Genomic DNA, 15081 nt, shown 5'->3' on the forward strand with positions numbered 1-15081 from the left:
ATCGCCGACCGCGCGGAGGGTCCCTTGAGGTCGCCGGGATAGGCTGCGCGCGTGAGAAGCTGGCCGATGCCGTTCATCCCCCAGGTCCCCGGCCGCGCGCCCGAGGTGCGCGTCCGCGACACGGCATCCGGCGACCTCGTGCCCGTCGGCACCGGCGACACGGTCACCGTCTACGTCTGCGGGATCACCCCCTACGACGCCACCCACCTCGGTCACGCGGCCACCTACGTGACGTTCGACCTGCTTGGCCGGGTGCTGCGCGACAGCGGCCGCGCCGTCCGGTATGTCCAGAACATCACCGACATCGACGACCCGCTGCTCGAGCGTGCCGAGCGCGACGGCATACCGTGGGAGGAGCTCGCCACACGCGAGATCGCGCTCTTCCGCGAGGACATGACGGCGCTGGCCGTGATCCCGCCCGACGAGTATCTCGGGGCCGTCGAGAGCATCCCGACCTTCGTCGGGCCGATCGAGCGGCTCGTGGCCGACGGGTGGGCGTATGCCGTCCCGGCCCCCGACGCGTCCCGTGAGGGAGCGAGCGACTACTACTTCGACACGGCCAAGGACCCGCGGTTCGGCGCTGTGAGCCACCTCGACGAGGCGGGGATGCTCGAGGTCTTCCAGGAGCGCGGGGGAGACCCTGACCGAGAGGGCAAGCGCAGCCGGCTCGACGCCCTGCTGTGGCGCGCCCACCGTGACGGGGAGCCGGAGTGGGACGGTGGGTCCCTCGGCCGGGGCCGCCCGGGATGGCACATCGAGTGCGCATGCCTGGCGATGGATCACCTCGGCGTCCCGGTCGACGTGCAGGGCGGTGGCACCGACCTCATCTTCCCGCACCACGAGATGAGCGCGGCCCACGGGCGTGCCCTCGCCGGCACCGAGACCTTCGCCGGCGCCTTCGTGCACCAGGGGATGGTGGGCCTCGACGGCGAGAAGATGAGCAAGAGCCGCGGCAACCTCGTGCTCGTGTCACAGCTGCGTCGCGAAGGCGTCGACCCCATGGCGATCCGGCTGGCCCTGCTCGCTCGGCACCACCGGGACGATTGGATCTGGGACGACGGCCAGCTCGTCGACGCGCAGCAGCGACTCGAGACATGGCGAAAGGCCTTGTCGGGCAACGGGGGCCCGGTCGCCGACCAGACCGTCGACGACATTCGCGCAGCGCTGGCCGACGACCTGGACAGCCCGAAGGCACTTGCCGCGGTGGACCGCTGGGCCAGCCAGGCGCTCTCCCGCGGCGGGGACGACCCCGGCGCTCCGGGCGTGCTCGCGCGAGCCCTGGACGCCATCCTCGGCGTGCGGCTCTGACGACCCGCGGCTCGGGCTACCGACCCGACTGGTCGTCGTCGCGACCGCGAAGGTAGCGCTCGAACTCGCGTGCGATCGCGTCCCCGCTCGCCTCGGGCAGCTCGGCCGTGTCCTGCGCCTCCTCGAGGGACTGGACGTACTCGGCGACCTCCTCGTCGGACTGCGCCAGCTCGTCCACGCCGCGCTCCCAGGCACGGGCGTTCTCCTCGAGCTCGCCGTGGGGCACGGTGATGCCGAGGAGTGACTCGATCCGGCGGAGCAGGCTGAGCGTGGCCTTCGGAGACGGTGGCGCACCGGCGTAGTGCGGCACGGCGGCCCACGCCGACAGGGTCGGGATGCCGAACTCCGCGGCGGTGTGGCTGACCACGCCGACAATGCCGGTCGGGCCCTCGTAGCGGCTCGACTCGAGGTCGAACCGGTGGAGCACCGCATCGTCCTCGGCCGTCGCCGTGACGGGGATCGGCCGGGTGTGAGGCACGTCTGCCAGCAGGGCCCCGAGGGTGAGGATCGTCGTCACGCCGAGCTGCTGGGCCAGGTCGAGCAGCTCGGCCGTGAAGGCGCGCCACCGCATCGACGGCTCGATGCCCTGGACCAGCACGACGTCGTGGTCGAAGCCCGTCTCGGTGGCCACGAGGATGCGTGTCGTCGGCCAGGACAGCACCCGCCGACCCTCCTCGATGGACACGCGGGGCCGGTTGACCTGGAAGTCGTAGTAGTCCTCGGGGTCGAAGGCCGCGATGACCTCGGCGTCCCACACCTCGCTCAGGTGGCGCACCACGCTGCTCGCAGCCTCGCCGGCGTCGTTCCAGCCCTCGAAGGCAGCGATGAGCACCGGGTCGGTGAGCTCCGGTACGTCCTCGAACTCCAGCACGTGGCCTCCTTCGCCGCGGGCCCGGACGGCCCACCCCATCAGCCTATGCCGGGCGGCCGTCAGCGTGCCGACGACGCGGCTGATCCGACCGAAGAGCGGGCAGTGCGGAAGACCTTCGCAGCAGGTCCGTAGAATCGGGCCGGTCCCCTCACACGGCCACAAACCCCGGCCTCCAGCCCGAGAGGAGCCACGTTGACCCTGGCGCCCCAGCCGCAACCCGATGCCACCGAGACCCTGACCGCGACGCTCGCCCAGCGGATCATGATCATCGACGGCGCCATGGGCACTGCCATCCAGCGCGACCGGCCCGACGAGGCCGGCTACCGAGGCGAGCGGTTCGCGGACTGGCCTACCGACGTCGTGGGCAACAACGACCTGCTGACCATCACGGCGCCCGACATCATCGCCGGCATCCACCGTGAGTACCTCGAGGCCGGCGCCGACATCATCGAGACGAACACCTTCAACGCCACCGCGGTGTCGCTGTCGGACTACGGCATGCAGGAGCTCGCCTACGAGCTCAACTACGAGGCGGCCGCCCTGGCCCGGCGCGAGGCCGACGCGATGACGGCCCGCACGCCGGACCGGCCGCGCTACGTCGCGGGGGCCCTCGGCCCGACGACCCGGACCGCGTCGATATCGCCTGACGTCAACGACCCCGGGGCCCGCAACGTGTCCTACGACGGGCTCGTCGCGGCATACCTCGACGCCGCGCGGGGCCTCGTGGACGGCGGGGCCGACGTGCTGTTCATCGAGACCATCTTCGACACTCTCAACGCGAAGGCAGCCATCTTCGCCGTCGAGACGCTGTTCGACGAGCGAGGGCGTCGCTGGCCCGTCGTCGTCTCCGGCACCATCACCGACGCGTCCGGGCGCACGCTGTCCGGGCAGGTGACCGAGGCGTTCTGGAACTCCATCCGGCACGTGTCACCACTGGCGGTGGGGCTCAACTGCGCGCTCGGGGCCAAGGAGATGCGGCCCTACATCGCCGAGATGGCGCGCATCGCCGACTCGTTCGTGTCGTGCTACCCCAACGCGGGGCTGCCGAACGCCTTCGGCGAGTATGACGAGGCGCCCGAGGAGACGGCTGCGATCGTTGCCGAGTTCGCCGAGGCCGGTCTGGTCAACCTCGTCGGCGGCTGCTGCGGCACCACGCCCGAGCACATCGCGGCGATCGCCAAGGCCGTCGACGGCAAGGACCGGCGCAGCGTCCAGGCCATCAGCCCGGCGATGCGGCTGTCCGGGCTCGAGCCGTTCGCCATCACCGACGACAGCCTCTTCGTCAACGTGGGCGAGCGGACCAACATCACCGGCTCCGCGCGCTTCCGCAACCTCATCAAGGACGGCGACTACGACGCCGCCCTGTCCGTTGCGGCCCAGCAGGTCGACAGCGGAGCCCAGGTCATCGACGTCAACATGGACGAGGGCATGATCGACGGCGTGGCGGCCATGGACCGCTTCCTCAAGCTCATCGCCAGCGAGCCCGACATCAGCCGGGTGCCGGTCATGATCGACTCCTCGAAGTGGGAGGTCATCGAGGCCGGGCTCAAGTGCGTCCAGGGCAAGGCGATCGTCAACTCGATCTCTCTCAAGGAGGGCGAGGAGCCCTTCATCGAGCACGCCCGACTGGTGCGGCGTTACGGCGCCGCAGCGGTGGTCATGGCGTTCGACGAGCAAGGGCAGGCGGACTCGCTCCGGCGCCGCACCGAGATCTGCGCGCGCGCCTACCGGATCCTCACCGAGCAGGTCGGCTTCCCGCCCGAGGACATCATCTTCGACCCGAATGTCTTCGCCGTCGCGACCGGCATCGAGGAGCACGCGGCCTACGGCCTCGACTTCATCGAGGCGACCCGGTGGATCAAGCAGAACCTCCCTGGTGCCAAGGTCTCCGGCGGGATCTCGAACGTCTCGTTCTCGTTCCGCGGCAACAACCCGGTCCGCGAGGCGATCCACGCGGTCTTCCTGTTCCACGCGATCGGCGCCGGCCTCGACATGGGCATCGTCAACGCCGGGGCCCTCGCCGTCTACGACGAGGTGGACCCAGAGCTGCGCGAGCGCATCGAGGACGTCGTGCTCAACCGACGGCCCGACGCGGCCGAGAGGCTCCTGGAGATCGCCGAAGCGCACAACCGGTCCGGGGCGGTCGACGAGGCGGCCGAACAGCAGTGGCGGTCGCTGCCGGTGGCCGAGCGGATCGCACACTCGCTCGTGAAGGGCATCGACGCCTTCGTGGAGGCCGACACCGAGGAGCTGCGGTCCCAGATCGCCGAACGCGGCGGCCGTCCGATCGAGGTCATCGAGGGACCCCTCATGGACGGCATGAACGTCGTCGGGGACCTCTTCGGCTCCGGCAAGATGTTCCTCCCGCAGGTCGTCAAGAGCGCCCGGGTCATGAAGAAGGCCGTCGCCCACCTCATCCCGTTCATCGAGGAGGAGAAGGCCAACAACCCCGAGCTGGCCAGGCAGAAGGACACCAACGGGACGATCGTCATGGCCACGGTCAAGGGCGACGTCCACGACATCGGCAAGAACATCGTCGGCGTGGTCCTGCAGTGCAACAACTACGAGGTGATCGACCTCGGTGTCATGGTGCCGGCGCAGACCATCCTCGACGCCGCGAGAGAGCACGACGCCGACCTCATCGGGCTCTCCGGGCTCATCACGCCGTCCCTCGACGAGATGGTCAGCTTCGCCGCGGAGATGCAGCGCACGGGCATGACGATCCCGCTGCTCATCGGCGGGGCGACGACCTCTCGCGCGCACACCGCGGTCAAGGTCGACGGGCGCTACGACGGTCCGGTCGTCTGGGTCAAGGACGCGTCACGGTCGGTGCCCACCGCCGCGGCACTGCTCAGCGACGAGCAGCGGCCGAGGCTCATGGCACAGGTCAAGGCTGACTACGACGCCCTGCGCGCCCGCCATGCTTCGAAGCACGACCGCCCGCTCGTGACCCTCGAGCAGGCTCGGGAGCGTCGCTCGCCGATCAGCTGGGAAGGGTACCGGCCCCCACGGCCCCACCTGCTGCTCCAGCAGGAGAAGGACGTCTCGACAATCACGCGCTCGCGCACGGTCACCCAGCACGTCAAGGTGCTGCACGACTACTCGCTAGGAGAGCTCCGCCGCTACATCGACTGGCAGCCGTTCTTCAACGCCTGGGAGCTCAAGGGCAGCTTCCCCGACATCCTCAACAACCCCGCGAGCGGACCGGCCGCACGCAAGCTCTACGACGACGCGCAGGCCATGCTCGACCGCATCGAGCAGGAGCGCTGGCTGCGCGCCAGCGGCGTCATCGGCTTCTTCCCGGCCAACGCCGTCGGCGACGACATCGAGGTGTATGCCGGCGAGTCCCGTGAGGCTCCCATCGCCGTCCTGCACCACCTGCGCCAGCAGGGCGACCACCGCGCGGGCGTGCCCAACCGCAGCCTCGCGGACTATGTCGCGCCGCCCGGGACCCGTGACTGGATCGGCGGTTTCGCGGTGACGGCGGGCCTCGGTGCGGCCGAGAGGGTCGCCGACTTCCGGGCGAAGCTCGACGACTACGACGCGATCCTGCTCGAGTCGCTGGCCGACCGGCTCGCCGAGGCCTTTGCCGAGCGGCTCCACGAGCGGGTCCGCAAGGAGTTCTGGGGGTATGCCCCCGACGAGCACCTCGACAACGCGGCCCTGATCAAGGAGCAGTACTCCGGCATCCGGCCCGCCCCTGGGTACCCCGCGTGCCCGGAGCACACGGAGAAGGCGACGCTGTGGAGCCTGCTCGACGTCGAGGCCAACACCGGCATCGAGCTGACCGACAGCATGGCCATGACCCCTGGCGCGTCGGTGTCCGGATGGTACTTCTCGCACCCGCAGTCGCAGTACTTCGTCGTGGGGCGCCTCGGCCGCGACCAGGTGCAGGACTACGCCGACCGCAAGGGCTGGACCCTGGCCCAGGCCGAGCGCTGGCTGTCGGCCAACCTCGCCTACGACCCGGAGGACTGACCCGGTGACCGCGTCGCAGACCGACCTCGACGAGGCGTACCGGCCCACCCTCCCGGCGGCGGTCCTCTGGGACATGGACGGCACTCTCGTCGACACCGAGCCGTACTGGATCCAGGCCGAGCACGAGCTGGTCGCCGAACACGGTGGGGTGTGGAGCGACGAGTTCGCCCACCAGCTCGTCGGCAACGCGCTCGAGGTCTCGGCGCAGCTGATCCTCGACCAGTCCGGCATCGAGCTGAGCGTGCCGGAGATCATCGACGCCCTGCTCGCGCGGGTCATCTCCCAAGTAGGGCAGCGGGTCCCGTGGCGGCCGGGCGCGCGAGAGCTGCTCGCCGAGCTCGGGTCCCTCGGCGTGCCCTCCCTGCTGGTGACGATGTCATGGCGCACGCTCGCGGACACGGTCGTGGCCAACCTGCCGGACGGCGCGTTCAGCCACCTGGTCACCGGCGACGAGGTGAGCCATGGCAAGCCGCACCCCGAGCCCTACCTGGCCGCGGTGCGCCTCGTCGGCGCCGAGCCCGCTGACTGCGTCGCGATCGAGGACTCACCGGCCGGCGTCCGGTCGGCCACAGCCGCGGGCGTGCCGACGATCGCGATCCCGCACGTCGTCCCCGTCCCGGACACCGAGGGATCCGTCCGCATCGACACGCTGGCCGGTGTGTCGGCCACCGACCTCATGACGATCGTGGCGCCGGTGCTGCGCCGGCCCTGACGGGGCGAGATCGCCCCGTTGCCGGCGCGAGTGGTGGCCGTGGCGGGTCAGTGGCGTCCGCGTCGCTGGCTGCGCCGCTGGCCGCCTTTGGTGCGGGTGGCACGCCGGGGCGCGGCACCGCGCTGGGGCAGCGACCGGGCCCGCCCATCACCCGTCCGTTCGGTCGGCGGCAAGCTCGGCTGATCCCCACCCCGGCTGCTGCGCTCGGTGCGTCCCCGCACGATCCCGATGAACTCCTCGATGCGGGGGTCGGTGTCATCGACCCGCCACGCCAGCCCGACCGTCGAGCCCGCGACGCCTGCGACCGGGCGATGCACGACGTCCTTGCGGTGGTGCAGCCGGGCGATCGACATCGGAAGGATGACGATCCCGGAGCCTGACGCGACCACCGAGATGGCGTCCTTCGCCGTCATGGCCGGCATGGCCCGGGACCGGTCGAGGACGTCGGGCGACGCGAGCGCGAGCCACTCGGGCACGTCCTCGGGGCGCTGGACCAGCACCTCATGGCCGAGATCGGCCACGTCCACCACCTGGTATGCCGCAACGGGGTGGTCTTTCGCGACGACCACGACGGGGACCTCCTCGTAGAGCGGGATCAGGTGCATCCCTCGCCGGTCGACGGGCAGCCGCACCAGGCCCATCGACGCGGTGCCGTCGCGCAGGGACCCCAGCTCGGGGTCGTCCTCGACCGCGACGGCCTCGATCGGCTCGTCAGGCTTCCGCCGCGTCCAGGTGCGGACCCACTTGTCGGGCGTCACGCCGGCCACGAACTCGATGCGGAAGGCTTCGCTCATGTGCGTCTCCGGCCTCTCGGGGTCGGGTTCGAGGCTAGCCGAACGCGCGTCCGCTCAGCGATGCTGCGCGGTCCAGGCGCCTGCTTCCGCGGCGTCGGCGATCCGGTCGGCCAGCTCCTCGTGGCCCTCTCTGACCAGACCGGTAGTGACACGCACGTGTCCCGCCGGCCCGGAGGCCCCCTGGACCGAGAAGGGCGAGCCGGGGGTCACCGCGATCCCCTGGCTGGCCAGCCGCAGGACCGCGGCCGGCTCGTCACGCACCGGGACCCAGATGTTGAGCCCGTCAGTGCCAGGCACCTCGACGCCGCGCTCCGCCAGGCGTCTCACGACGAGATCCCGGCGCCGCGCGTACTCGGCGCGGGCCCGGTTGACCACCCGCGTCGCCTCCTGGTCACGCAGGAGCCCGGCGAGGACGCGCTGCAGCAGCCGGCTCGACCAGCCCTGGCCGAGGGCGCGGGCGTGCCGCACCGGTGCGAGCAGCGTGCTCGGGCCGCTCACCGCCGCGAGCCGCAGGTCGGGGCCGTGAGACTTGCTGAAGCTCCGCACGTGGATCACCGTGTCGGGGATCCACGTGCCGAGGCTGATCGGCGGGGAGGTCGAGATCGGCCCGCTCGAGTCGTCCTCGACGACGAGGCAATCGTGACCGCGCAGGAGGGCCGCCAGCCGTCGAGCGCGGGTGGGCGACATCGATATGCCGGTCGGGTTCTGGCCGCGGGGCTGGAGCACGAGGGCCGCCGGGCGGCGGGCGAGTGCGGTCTCGACGGCATCGAGGTCTATGCCCGTCTCGTCGAGCGGCAGGCCCACCACCTCGACCCCGCGGTCCTCGAGCAGGTCCAGCAGCGGTGGAAAGCCGGGATTCTCGACGAGGACGATGTCGCCCGGGCGCAGCAGCGCGCGGGTCACGAGGTCGAGGGCATCCATGGCGCCGTCGGTCACGAGAAGGTCGTCGACGGCATACGGCCACTCCTTCAGCAGCACCGCCTTCAGCTCGTCGAGAACCGGGTCGTCCAGGTAGCTGCTCGGGGTGGTCGGGTCGCTGAGGCTGGCCAGCACCGGCCCGAGGTGGGGCAGCAGCGCGCTGTCGGGTATGCCGGTCGACAGGTCGAGGGTGGCAGGTGAGGCATGGCGCAGTGCTCGGGTGTACCGCTCGCCGCCGCGGACGGTAGGTGCGACGGTGGTCCCGCGCCGGCCGTCCGAGTGGATCGTCCCGGACCGCGCGAGCAGCTGCCACGCGGCGCTCACCGTCGTCGGTGACATCATCAGCTCCTCGGCGACCTTGCGGATCGGCGGGAGCTGGTCGCCCGGAGCCAGGGCGGCGTCGCGGATCGCGCGCGTCACCGCCTGGGCGAGGCCCTTTGCGGTGGGGGCATCGAGGCGTTCCTCGATGGTGGAGATGACGGCGCGCATGTTTGTAACGTAGCAAAGAATCGTTTGTACCGCGCGTATGTGGCACGTAATCTGGACGCCATGACGACGATCTCGCTGACGCCTATCGACCACTGGATCTCCGGCTCTCGGGTCCCGGGCACCTCCGGCCGCACAGCCCCCGTGCACGACCCCGCCACAGGGGAGCAGACAGCTGTGGTGCCGCTCGCGTCCCTCGCCGAGGTCGACGCCGCCGTCAAGACGGCGGTGGCCGCAGCCCAGGAGTGGCGCACCAGCTCGCTGTCCAAGCGCGCCGCAGTGCTCTTCGCCTTCCGCCAGCTCCTTCACGACCGCACGGACGACCTCGCCGCGATCATCACCTCCGAGCACGGCAAGGTGCTCTCTGATGCGGCCGGCGAGATCGCTCGGGGTCTCGAGAACGTCGAGTTCGCCTCCGGAGTGCCCCAGCTGCTCAAGGGCGGATTCTCCGAGCAGGCCGCGAGCGGGGTCGACGTCTACAGCATCCGTCAGCCGCTCGGTGTCGTGGCCGGCATCACGCCGTTCAACTTCCCCGCGATGGTGCCGCTCTGGATGTGCGCCAACGCGATCGCCTGCGGCAACGCCTTCGTGCTGAAGCCCAGCGAGAAGGACCCGTCCGCGTCCCTGTTCCTGGCCGAGCTCTGGAAGGAAGCGGGTCTACCCGACGGCGTCTTCACCGTCGTGCACGGCGACAAGGAGGCCGTCGACGCACTGCTCGACCACGACGACGTCGCCGCGGTGAGCTTCGTCGGGTCGACGCCGATCGCCAAGTACATCTACGAGCGCGGCACCGCGAACGGCAAGCGCGTCCAGGCGCTCGGCGGGGCCAAGAACCACGCCTTGGTGCTTCCCGACGCGGACATCGACCTCGCCGCCGACTCGATCGTGTCAGCGGCTTACGGGGCCGCAGGTGAGCGGTGCATGGCCCTGTCGGTCGCGGTAGCCGTCGGCGACGTCGGCGACCGGCTCGTCACGGCGATCTCGTCCCGCTTGCCCTCGCTCAAGGTCGGGCCGGGCAGCGAGCAGGGCACCGACATGGGTCCGCTCATCACCCGCGAGCACCGAGACAAGGTGGCCGGCTACGTCGACGCCGGCGAGGCGGCCGGGGCGACGGTCGTGGTCGACGGCCGCAGCCAAGAGATCCCGGGCGACGGCTTCTTCCTCGGGATGACGCTGCTCGACGACGTGACGCCGGACATGACCGTCTACCGCGACGAGATCTTCGGCCCCGTCCTGTCCGTGGTGCGCGTGGCCACCTACGACGAGGGGCTCGCCCTGATCAACAGCAACCAGTACGCCAACGGCACGGCGATCTTCACCCGTGACGGCGGTGCCGCCCGACGGTTCCAGAACGAGGTCGAGGTCGGCATGGTCGGTATCAACGTGCCGATCCCGGTCCCGGTCGCGTATTACTCCTTCGGCGGCTGGAAGGACTCCCTCTTCGGAGACACCCACATGTACGGTCCCGAGGGGATCAACTTCTACACGCGCGGAAAGGTCGTGACGCAACGCTGGCCCGACCCGGCCACCTCGTCGATCGACCTCGGCTTTCCCCGCACCCGCTGACAGGACCGCTGACATGACAGACCTCGAGCACCGCACCGCGGTGAGTGCCCATCTCGACGCCATGACCGAGACCGAGGTGCGGTCGCTCGACCGCGCCCACGTGTTCCACTCCTGGTCCGCTCAGGGCCTGATCGACCCACTGCCGATCGCCCGAGCCCAGGGGTCCTACTTCTGGGACTATGCCGGCAAGCGCTACCTGGACTTCAGCTCGCAGCTGGTCAACGTCAACATCGGGTACCAGCACCCGAAGGTCGTGGCCGCCATCCAGGAGCAGGCCGCGCGCCTCACGACGATCCAGCCGTCGTTCGCCAACGACGCGCGGAGCGAGGCCTCACGCCTCATCACCGACGTCGCGCCCGAAGGGCTGACGGCCGTGTTCTTCACCAACGGCGGGGCCGAGGCGAACGAGAACGCCATCCGGATGGCCCGGCTGCACACGGGCCGGCACAAGGTGCTCGCGACCTACCGCAGCTACCACGGCGCCACGGCCGGGGCCATCACCCTGACCGGTGACCCGCGCCGCTGGCCGTCCGAGCCCGGCTTTCCCGGCATCGTCCACTTCTGGGGGCCGTACACCTACCGGTCGGCCTTCCACTCCGAGACCGAGGAGCAGGAGCGCGACCGCGCCCTCGCGCACCTGCGCGACACGATCATGGTCGAGGGCGCGCACACGATCGCTGCGGTCATCCTCGAGACCGTCGTCGGAACCAACGGCATCCTGGTCCCTCCGGACGGGTACCTCCAAGGCGTGCGCGACCTGTGCGACGAGCACGGCATCGTCCTGATCGCCGACGAGGTGATGTCCGGGTTCGGTCGCTGCGGCGAGTGGTTCGCGGTGGACCGCTGGAACCTTCGCCCCGACCTCATCACCTTCGCCAAGGGTGTGAACTCCGGGTATGTCCCGCTCGGCGGAGTCGTCATCTCTGACGAGATCCGGGCCAGCTTCGAGACCCAGGCCTTTCCGGGCGGCCTGACGTACTCCGGACACCCTCTCGCCTGCGCGTCTGCCGTGGCCTCGATCAACGCCTTTCACGAGGAGGGCATCATCGACAACGCCCGGCGCCTCGGGACAGAGGTGATCGGCCCTCGCCTTCGCGAGATCGCGGCCAAGCATCCGAGCGTCGGTGAGGTCCGCGGCCTCGGGGTCTTCTGGGCGGTGGAGCTGGTGCGTGACCGGGAGACCCGGGAGCCGCTCGTGCCCTACAACGCGTCGGGCGATGCGGCAGCGCCGATGGCCCGGTTCGCCGCGGCCTGCAAGGAGCGGGGTCTTTGGCCGTTCACACACTTCAACCGCACCCACGTCGTGCCCCCGTGCACGACGACGCCGGCGGAGGCCATCGAGGGGCTCGACATCCTGGACGCGGCGCTCGACGTCGCAGACGAGTTCACGACGGGCTGACCCACGTTGCCGGCGACCATCCGCCTCAGTGGGTGGTCGCCGACGCGGTCTTGTGGCCCGGAACCGTCACGGGGTGCCGACCGGCGTGCTCCGGCGCACCGATTCCGGCGTCGGTGCTGCCGACTCACCCGCGGCGCCTACGGGCGCCACGTCGCAGAACTCTCGCAGCCACAGCTCTACGTTGAGAATGCGCCAGAAGACCATCGAGTCATGACCGCTGCGACCGGCGAGCCAGTCGTCGAAGGCAGCCACCACGGCCGCTTGGTCGAAGTACGGACGGCGTGCGAACGACTCCGACACGAAGACGTCTCGCACCACGTCGCCCATCTCGTGAAACCATTCGTTCTGCGGAGTGGTAAAGCCGATCTTGTTGCGGCGCAACGTGATCGACTCCGGCAGGACGTCGCGCACCGCCTCGCGAAGGAGACGCTTGTTCCAGCCGGCGCCCACGACCGATGCGTCCGGCTGCGCGAACACGAAACGCACCAGGTCGGGGTCGAGGAAGGGAACGCGGCCTTCCACCGAGAAACGCATCGAGTTGCGGTCCTCGTATCGAAGCAGCGAGGGGAGGGACCCGACGAACAGGTCGTGGACGAGCCGCTCGCGCAACGAGCTGGTCGGCGCGGCATACCTCTCGGTGCGGTGCGCGGTGCCGAAGGCGGGGTCGAGCAGGGGGGTCACCGAGGCGGAGCGCACGGTGGGCAGCACGCGGCGGGCCCGGTTGCGCACCAGCCCGGCGAACACATCGCGGAGCGCGAAGGCCTCGCGGACGCCACGTCCCCGGTGTCGGCCGAGGAGCTCGCGCACGTGCACGACCACCTGCGGGACGTAGCCGGCGAGCACCTCGTCCGCGCCCTGGCCGTCCAGCATGACGGTCACGTGGCGGCTCGCCTCGCGCATCACGCAGTACTGCGCGTACGGCCCCGACGAGATGACCGGCTCCTCCTGGGCCCGCACGAAGTCGGTGAGGTCGGCGACGAGCTGCCGGCTGGCCGGCTTGACGGTGTGGCCGCTGACCCGGTCGCGCCGACCGTCGAGCGCGGCGTCGACCCAGCGCTGCTCGTCGTTGCGGTAGCCGGGAAAGACCGCTGAGAAGGTGTTCTGCCGTGGACCGACCGAGCGCGCGGACTCGTCGGGGAGCAGCTCGTCGATGAGCGCAGTGACGGCCGAGCTGTCGAGACCTCCCGACAGCGAGGTGCCGACCGGCACGTCGGCGCGCAGCCGCATCCGGACCGCTCGCGTCAGTGCTCCGCGAAAGTGGGCGCTCACGTCGGGATCGTGCCGCTCGTCCCGGCCGGACGGCTCCACGAGCAGGTCCCCGCGCAGCGAGGTGAAGGCGCGCCTGCGGACGCCCTGCGCCGAGATGGTGAGGACCTCGCCCGGAAGCACGCGCTCGATGCCGTCGAAGAACGTGTGCGGCCCGTCGTCATGGACGCGGAAGCAGAGGTACCGGTACACGCTCCGGTCATCAGGCCGGGGCTCGACGAGTCCGGTCGCCAGGATCGGGCGGATCTCGCTGGCGAAGAGCCAAGCCTCACCGGACTCACCGGACTCACCGGCCTCACCCGTCTCACCGGAGCCCGGCCGGCCGACCCGGGCGACGTGCAAGGGCTTGATGCCGAAATGGTCACGAGCGAGGGTGAGCGTCTGCGCGTCGCGGTCCCAGAGCGCGAGGGCGAACATGCCGTTGAACCGGTCGAGCGCGGCTTCGCCCCACTGGGCGAGCGCGTGGAGCACGACCTCGGTGTCGCAGCGCGTTGTGAACGTGCGCCCGAGCGCCTCCAGCTCCTGCCTGAGCTCGCCGTGGTTGTACACCTCGCCGTTGTAGACCAGGGTGTACCGGCCGTCCGGGGTGCTCATCGGCTGGCGACCGCCCTCGCGGTCGATGACGGCGAGACGCTGGTGCGCCAGGCCGGCCGCACCGTCCAGGTGCACGCCGGAGCCGTCGGGTCCGCGGTGCTGCTGGGCCGCGTTCATCCGGTCGAGCAGCGCCCGGTCGGGCGCCAGCCCGAAGTACCCGGCGATCCCACACATCTGCCGTTTCCTCCCGCTCGAACGACGGCACGTCAGGTGATCCGTGCCCTCTCGAGGGTGTCGGTAAGCGCTGGGAGGCGTCTGAGTGGTTGGTGGGGACGAGCCGGTACCGGCCCCGCGCCGCGCTCGCGCAGCCGATGTGGAGCCTCAGGAGTCGATCTCGACGAGTCCGGTGACCGATGGGTCAAGGGCCCGCTGGGCCGAGTCTGCGGGCAGTGGGGGAGGGGTGCCGCCCCAGGCGGGGCAGAGGGACCGATGCTCGCACCAGTCGCACAGGCGGCTCGGACTCGGCCGCCAGTCCTCGGTCGCGGCCGCCCGCTCGATGGCCGCCCAGAGCGCCTTGACCTTGCGCTCGGTGCCGAGCAGGTCCTGCTCGTCCGGCTCGTAGGCCACGATCTCGCTGTTGCCGAGGTAGACCAGCTGCAGCCGCTTCGGGATCTGCCCTCGAAGCCGCCACAGCACGAGCGCATAGAACTTCATCTGGAACAGCGCCTTGGCCTCGAAGTGCTCAGCCGGTGAGCGTCCCGTCTTGTAGTCGACGACGCGGATCGCCCCACTGGGGGCGACGTCGAGGCGGTCGATGTAGCCGCGAAGGACGAGCCCGTCGATCTCGGTCTCGACGTACAGCTCGCGCTCGGCGGGCTCGAGGCGCGTCGGGTCCTCCAGACCGAACCACGTCTGCAGGAGCGCTGCGGCGCCGGCGAACCACTCGTCGGTGCTGCCCTCCTGCGCCGACAGCAGCTCGAGCATGGCCGGCTCCTCCCCGACGAGCCGCTCCCACTCCTGAGGCACGAGACCAACAGCGGCCGTGAGCGTGCGCTCGCCGGCCGGCAGGTCGAACAGCCGCTCCAGGACGGCGTGCACCAGCGTTCCGCGAGCCGTCGCCGGTGTGGGCGGAGACGGCAGCTTGTCGATGACCCGGAACCGGTACAGCATCGGGCAGGTCATGAAGTCCGAGGCCCGGCTCGGTGACAGTGCGGAGACCATGTTGTGACTGTATGCGGCGCTGCCGACA

10 protein-coding genes are annotated in these 15081 nt (G+C 70.5%); 5 read left to right on the forward strand and 5 right to left on the reverse strand.

The features are described 5' to 3' along the window. Window positions 1-51 precede the first annotated feature (51 nt). Complete coding sequence (gene mshC, locus ACYVLP_RS19380) at window positions 52-1308, forward strand: cysteine--1-D-myo-inosityl 2-amino-2-deoxy-alpha-D-glucopyranoside ligase (RefSeq protein ID WP_460628959.1); 1257 nt, start codon at window positions 52-54, stop codon at window positions 1306-1308. A gap of 16 nt (window positions 1309-1324) precedes the next feature. On the opposite strand, the gene ACYVLP_RS19385 is transcribed toward mshC, so the two are convergent. Further along, entirely contained in the window at window positions 1325-2179 is an 855-nt protein-coding gene (locus ACYVLP_RS19385) for a PAC2 family protein (protein ID WP_460628960.1), read from the reverse strand. 198 nt (window positions 2180-2377) lie between these two features. Here ACYVLP_RS19385 and metH point away from each other — a divergent pair, with 198 nt between their 5' ends. Together metH and ACYVLP_RS19395 are read left to right on the forward strand one after the other, a co-directional pair. Continuing rightward, a complete protein-coding gene (metH, locus tag ACYVLP_RS19390; RefSeq protein WP_460629059.1) occupies window positions 2378-6157 on the forward strand; it encodes a methionine synthase in 3780 nt (1259 codons plus the stop codon). A 73-nt stretch (window positions 6158-6230) separates the two neighbouring features. Then, on the forward strand, window positions 6231-6869 hold the full coding sequence (locus ACYVLP_RS19395; protein WP_460629060.1) for an HAD family hydrolase: 639 nt from the start codon (window positions 6231-6233) through the stop codon (window positions 6867-6869). A gap of 47 nt (window positions 6870-6916) precedes the next feature. Here ACYVLP_RS19395 and ACYVLP_RS19400 read toward each other — a convergent pair whose 3' ends face one another. Together ACYVLP_RS19400 and ACYVLP_RS19405 are read right to left on the reverse strand one after the other, a co-directional pair. Continuing rightward, window positions 6917-7663, reverse strand: coding sequence for a LysR substrate-binding domain-containing protein (locus ACYVLP_RS19400; protein WP_460628961.1), 747 nt, complete (start codon window positions 7661-7663; stop codon window positions 6917-6919). A gap of 54 nt (window positions 7664-7717) precedes the next feature. Next, window positions 7718-9070: an aminotransferase-like domain-containing protein gene (locus ACYVLP_RS19405; protein ID WP_460628962.1), complete on the reverse strand. Its 1353-nt coding sequence runs from the start codon at window positions 9068-9070 to the stop codon at window positions 7718-7720. Window positions 9071-9130: 60 nt separating this feature from the next. Here ACYVLP_RS19405 and ACYVLP_RS19410 point away from each other — a divergent pair, with 60 nt between their 5' ends. Both ACYVLP_RS19410 and ACYVLP_RS19415 read left to right on the forward strand, forming a co-directional pair. After that, a complete protein-coding gene (locus ACYVLP_RS19410; RefSeq protein ID WP_460628963.1) occupies window positions 9131-10633 on the forward strand; it encodes a CoA-acylating methylmalonate-semialdehyde dehydrogenase in 1503 nt (500 codons plus the stop codon). 13 nt (window positions 10634-10646) lie between these two features. Next, the gene (locus tag ACYVLP_RS19415; protein WP_460628964.1) at window positions 10647-12032 is read left to right on the forward strand and encodes an aminotransferase class III-fold pyridoxal phosphate-dependent enzyme; all 1386 of its coding nucleotides are present in this window, start codon (window positions 10647-10649) and stop codon (window positions 12030-12032) included. 66 nt (window positions 12033-12098) lie between these two features. Here the strand turns inward: ACYVLP_RS19415 and asnB are convergent, their stop codons facing one another. After that, entirely contained in the window at window positions 12099-14066 is a 1968-nt protein-coding gene (gene asnB / locus ACYVLP_RS19420) for an asparagine synthase (glutamine-hydrolyzing) (RefSeq protein WP_460628965.1), read from the reverse strand. A 147-nt stretch (window positions 14067-14213) separates the two neighbouring features. Then, window positions 14214-15053 (reverse strand): RecB family exonuclease, encoded by an 840-nt coding sequence (locus ACYVLP_RS19425; protein ID WP_460628966.1) that lies wholly within the window; start codon window positions 15051-15053, stop codon window positions 14214-14216. Between the last annotated feature and the right edge of the window lie 28 nt (window positions 15054-15081).

It is taken from the genome of Intrasporangium mesophilum, from assembly GCF_054783095.1.

Bases quoted from the DNA above. Each gene is read 5' to 3' on its own strand.
- ACYVLP_RS19395 (WP_460629060.1), top strand. From the start codon at position 6,231: ATGGACGGCACTCTCGTCGACACCGAGCCGTACTGGATCCAGGCCGAG.
- ACYVLP_RS19400 (WP_460628961.1), bottom strand. From the start codon at position 7,663: ATGAGCGAAGCCTTCCGCATCGAGTTCGTGGCCGGCGTGACGCCCGAC.
- ACYVLP_RS19405 (WP_460628962.1), bottom strand. From the start codon at position 9,070: ATGCGCGCCGTCATCTCCACCATCGAGGAACGCCTCGATGCCCCCACC.
- ACYVLP_RS19410 (WP_460628963.1), top strand. From the start codon at position 9,131: ATGACGACGATCTCGCTGACGCCTATCGACCACTGGATCTCCGGCTCT.
- ACYVLP_RS19415 (WP_460628964.1), top strand. From the start codon at position 10,647: ATGACAGACCTCGAGCACCGCACCGCGGTGAGTGCCCATCTCGACGCC.
- asnB (WP_460628965.1), bottom strand. From the start codon at position 14,066: ATGTGTGGGATCGCCGGGTACTTCGGGCTGGCGCCCGACCGGGCGCTG.
- ACYVLP_RS19425 (WP_460628966.1), bottom strand. From the start codon at position 15,053: ATGGTCTCCGCACTGTCACCGAGCCGGGCCTCGGACTTCATGACCTGC.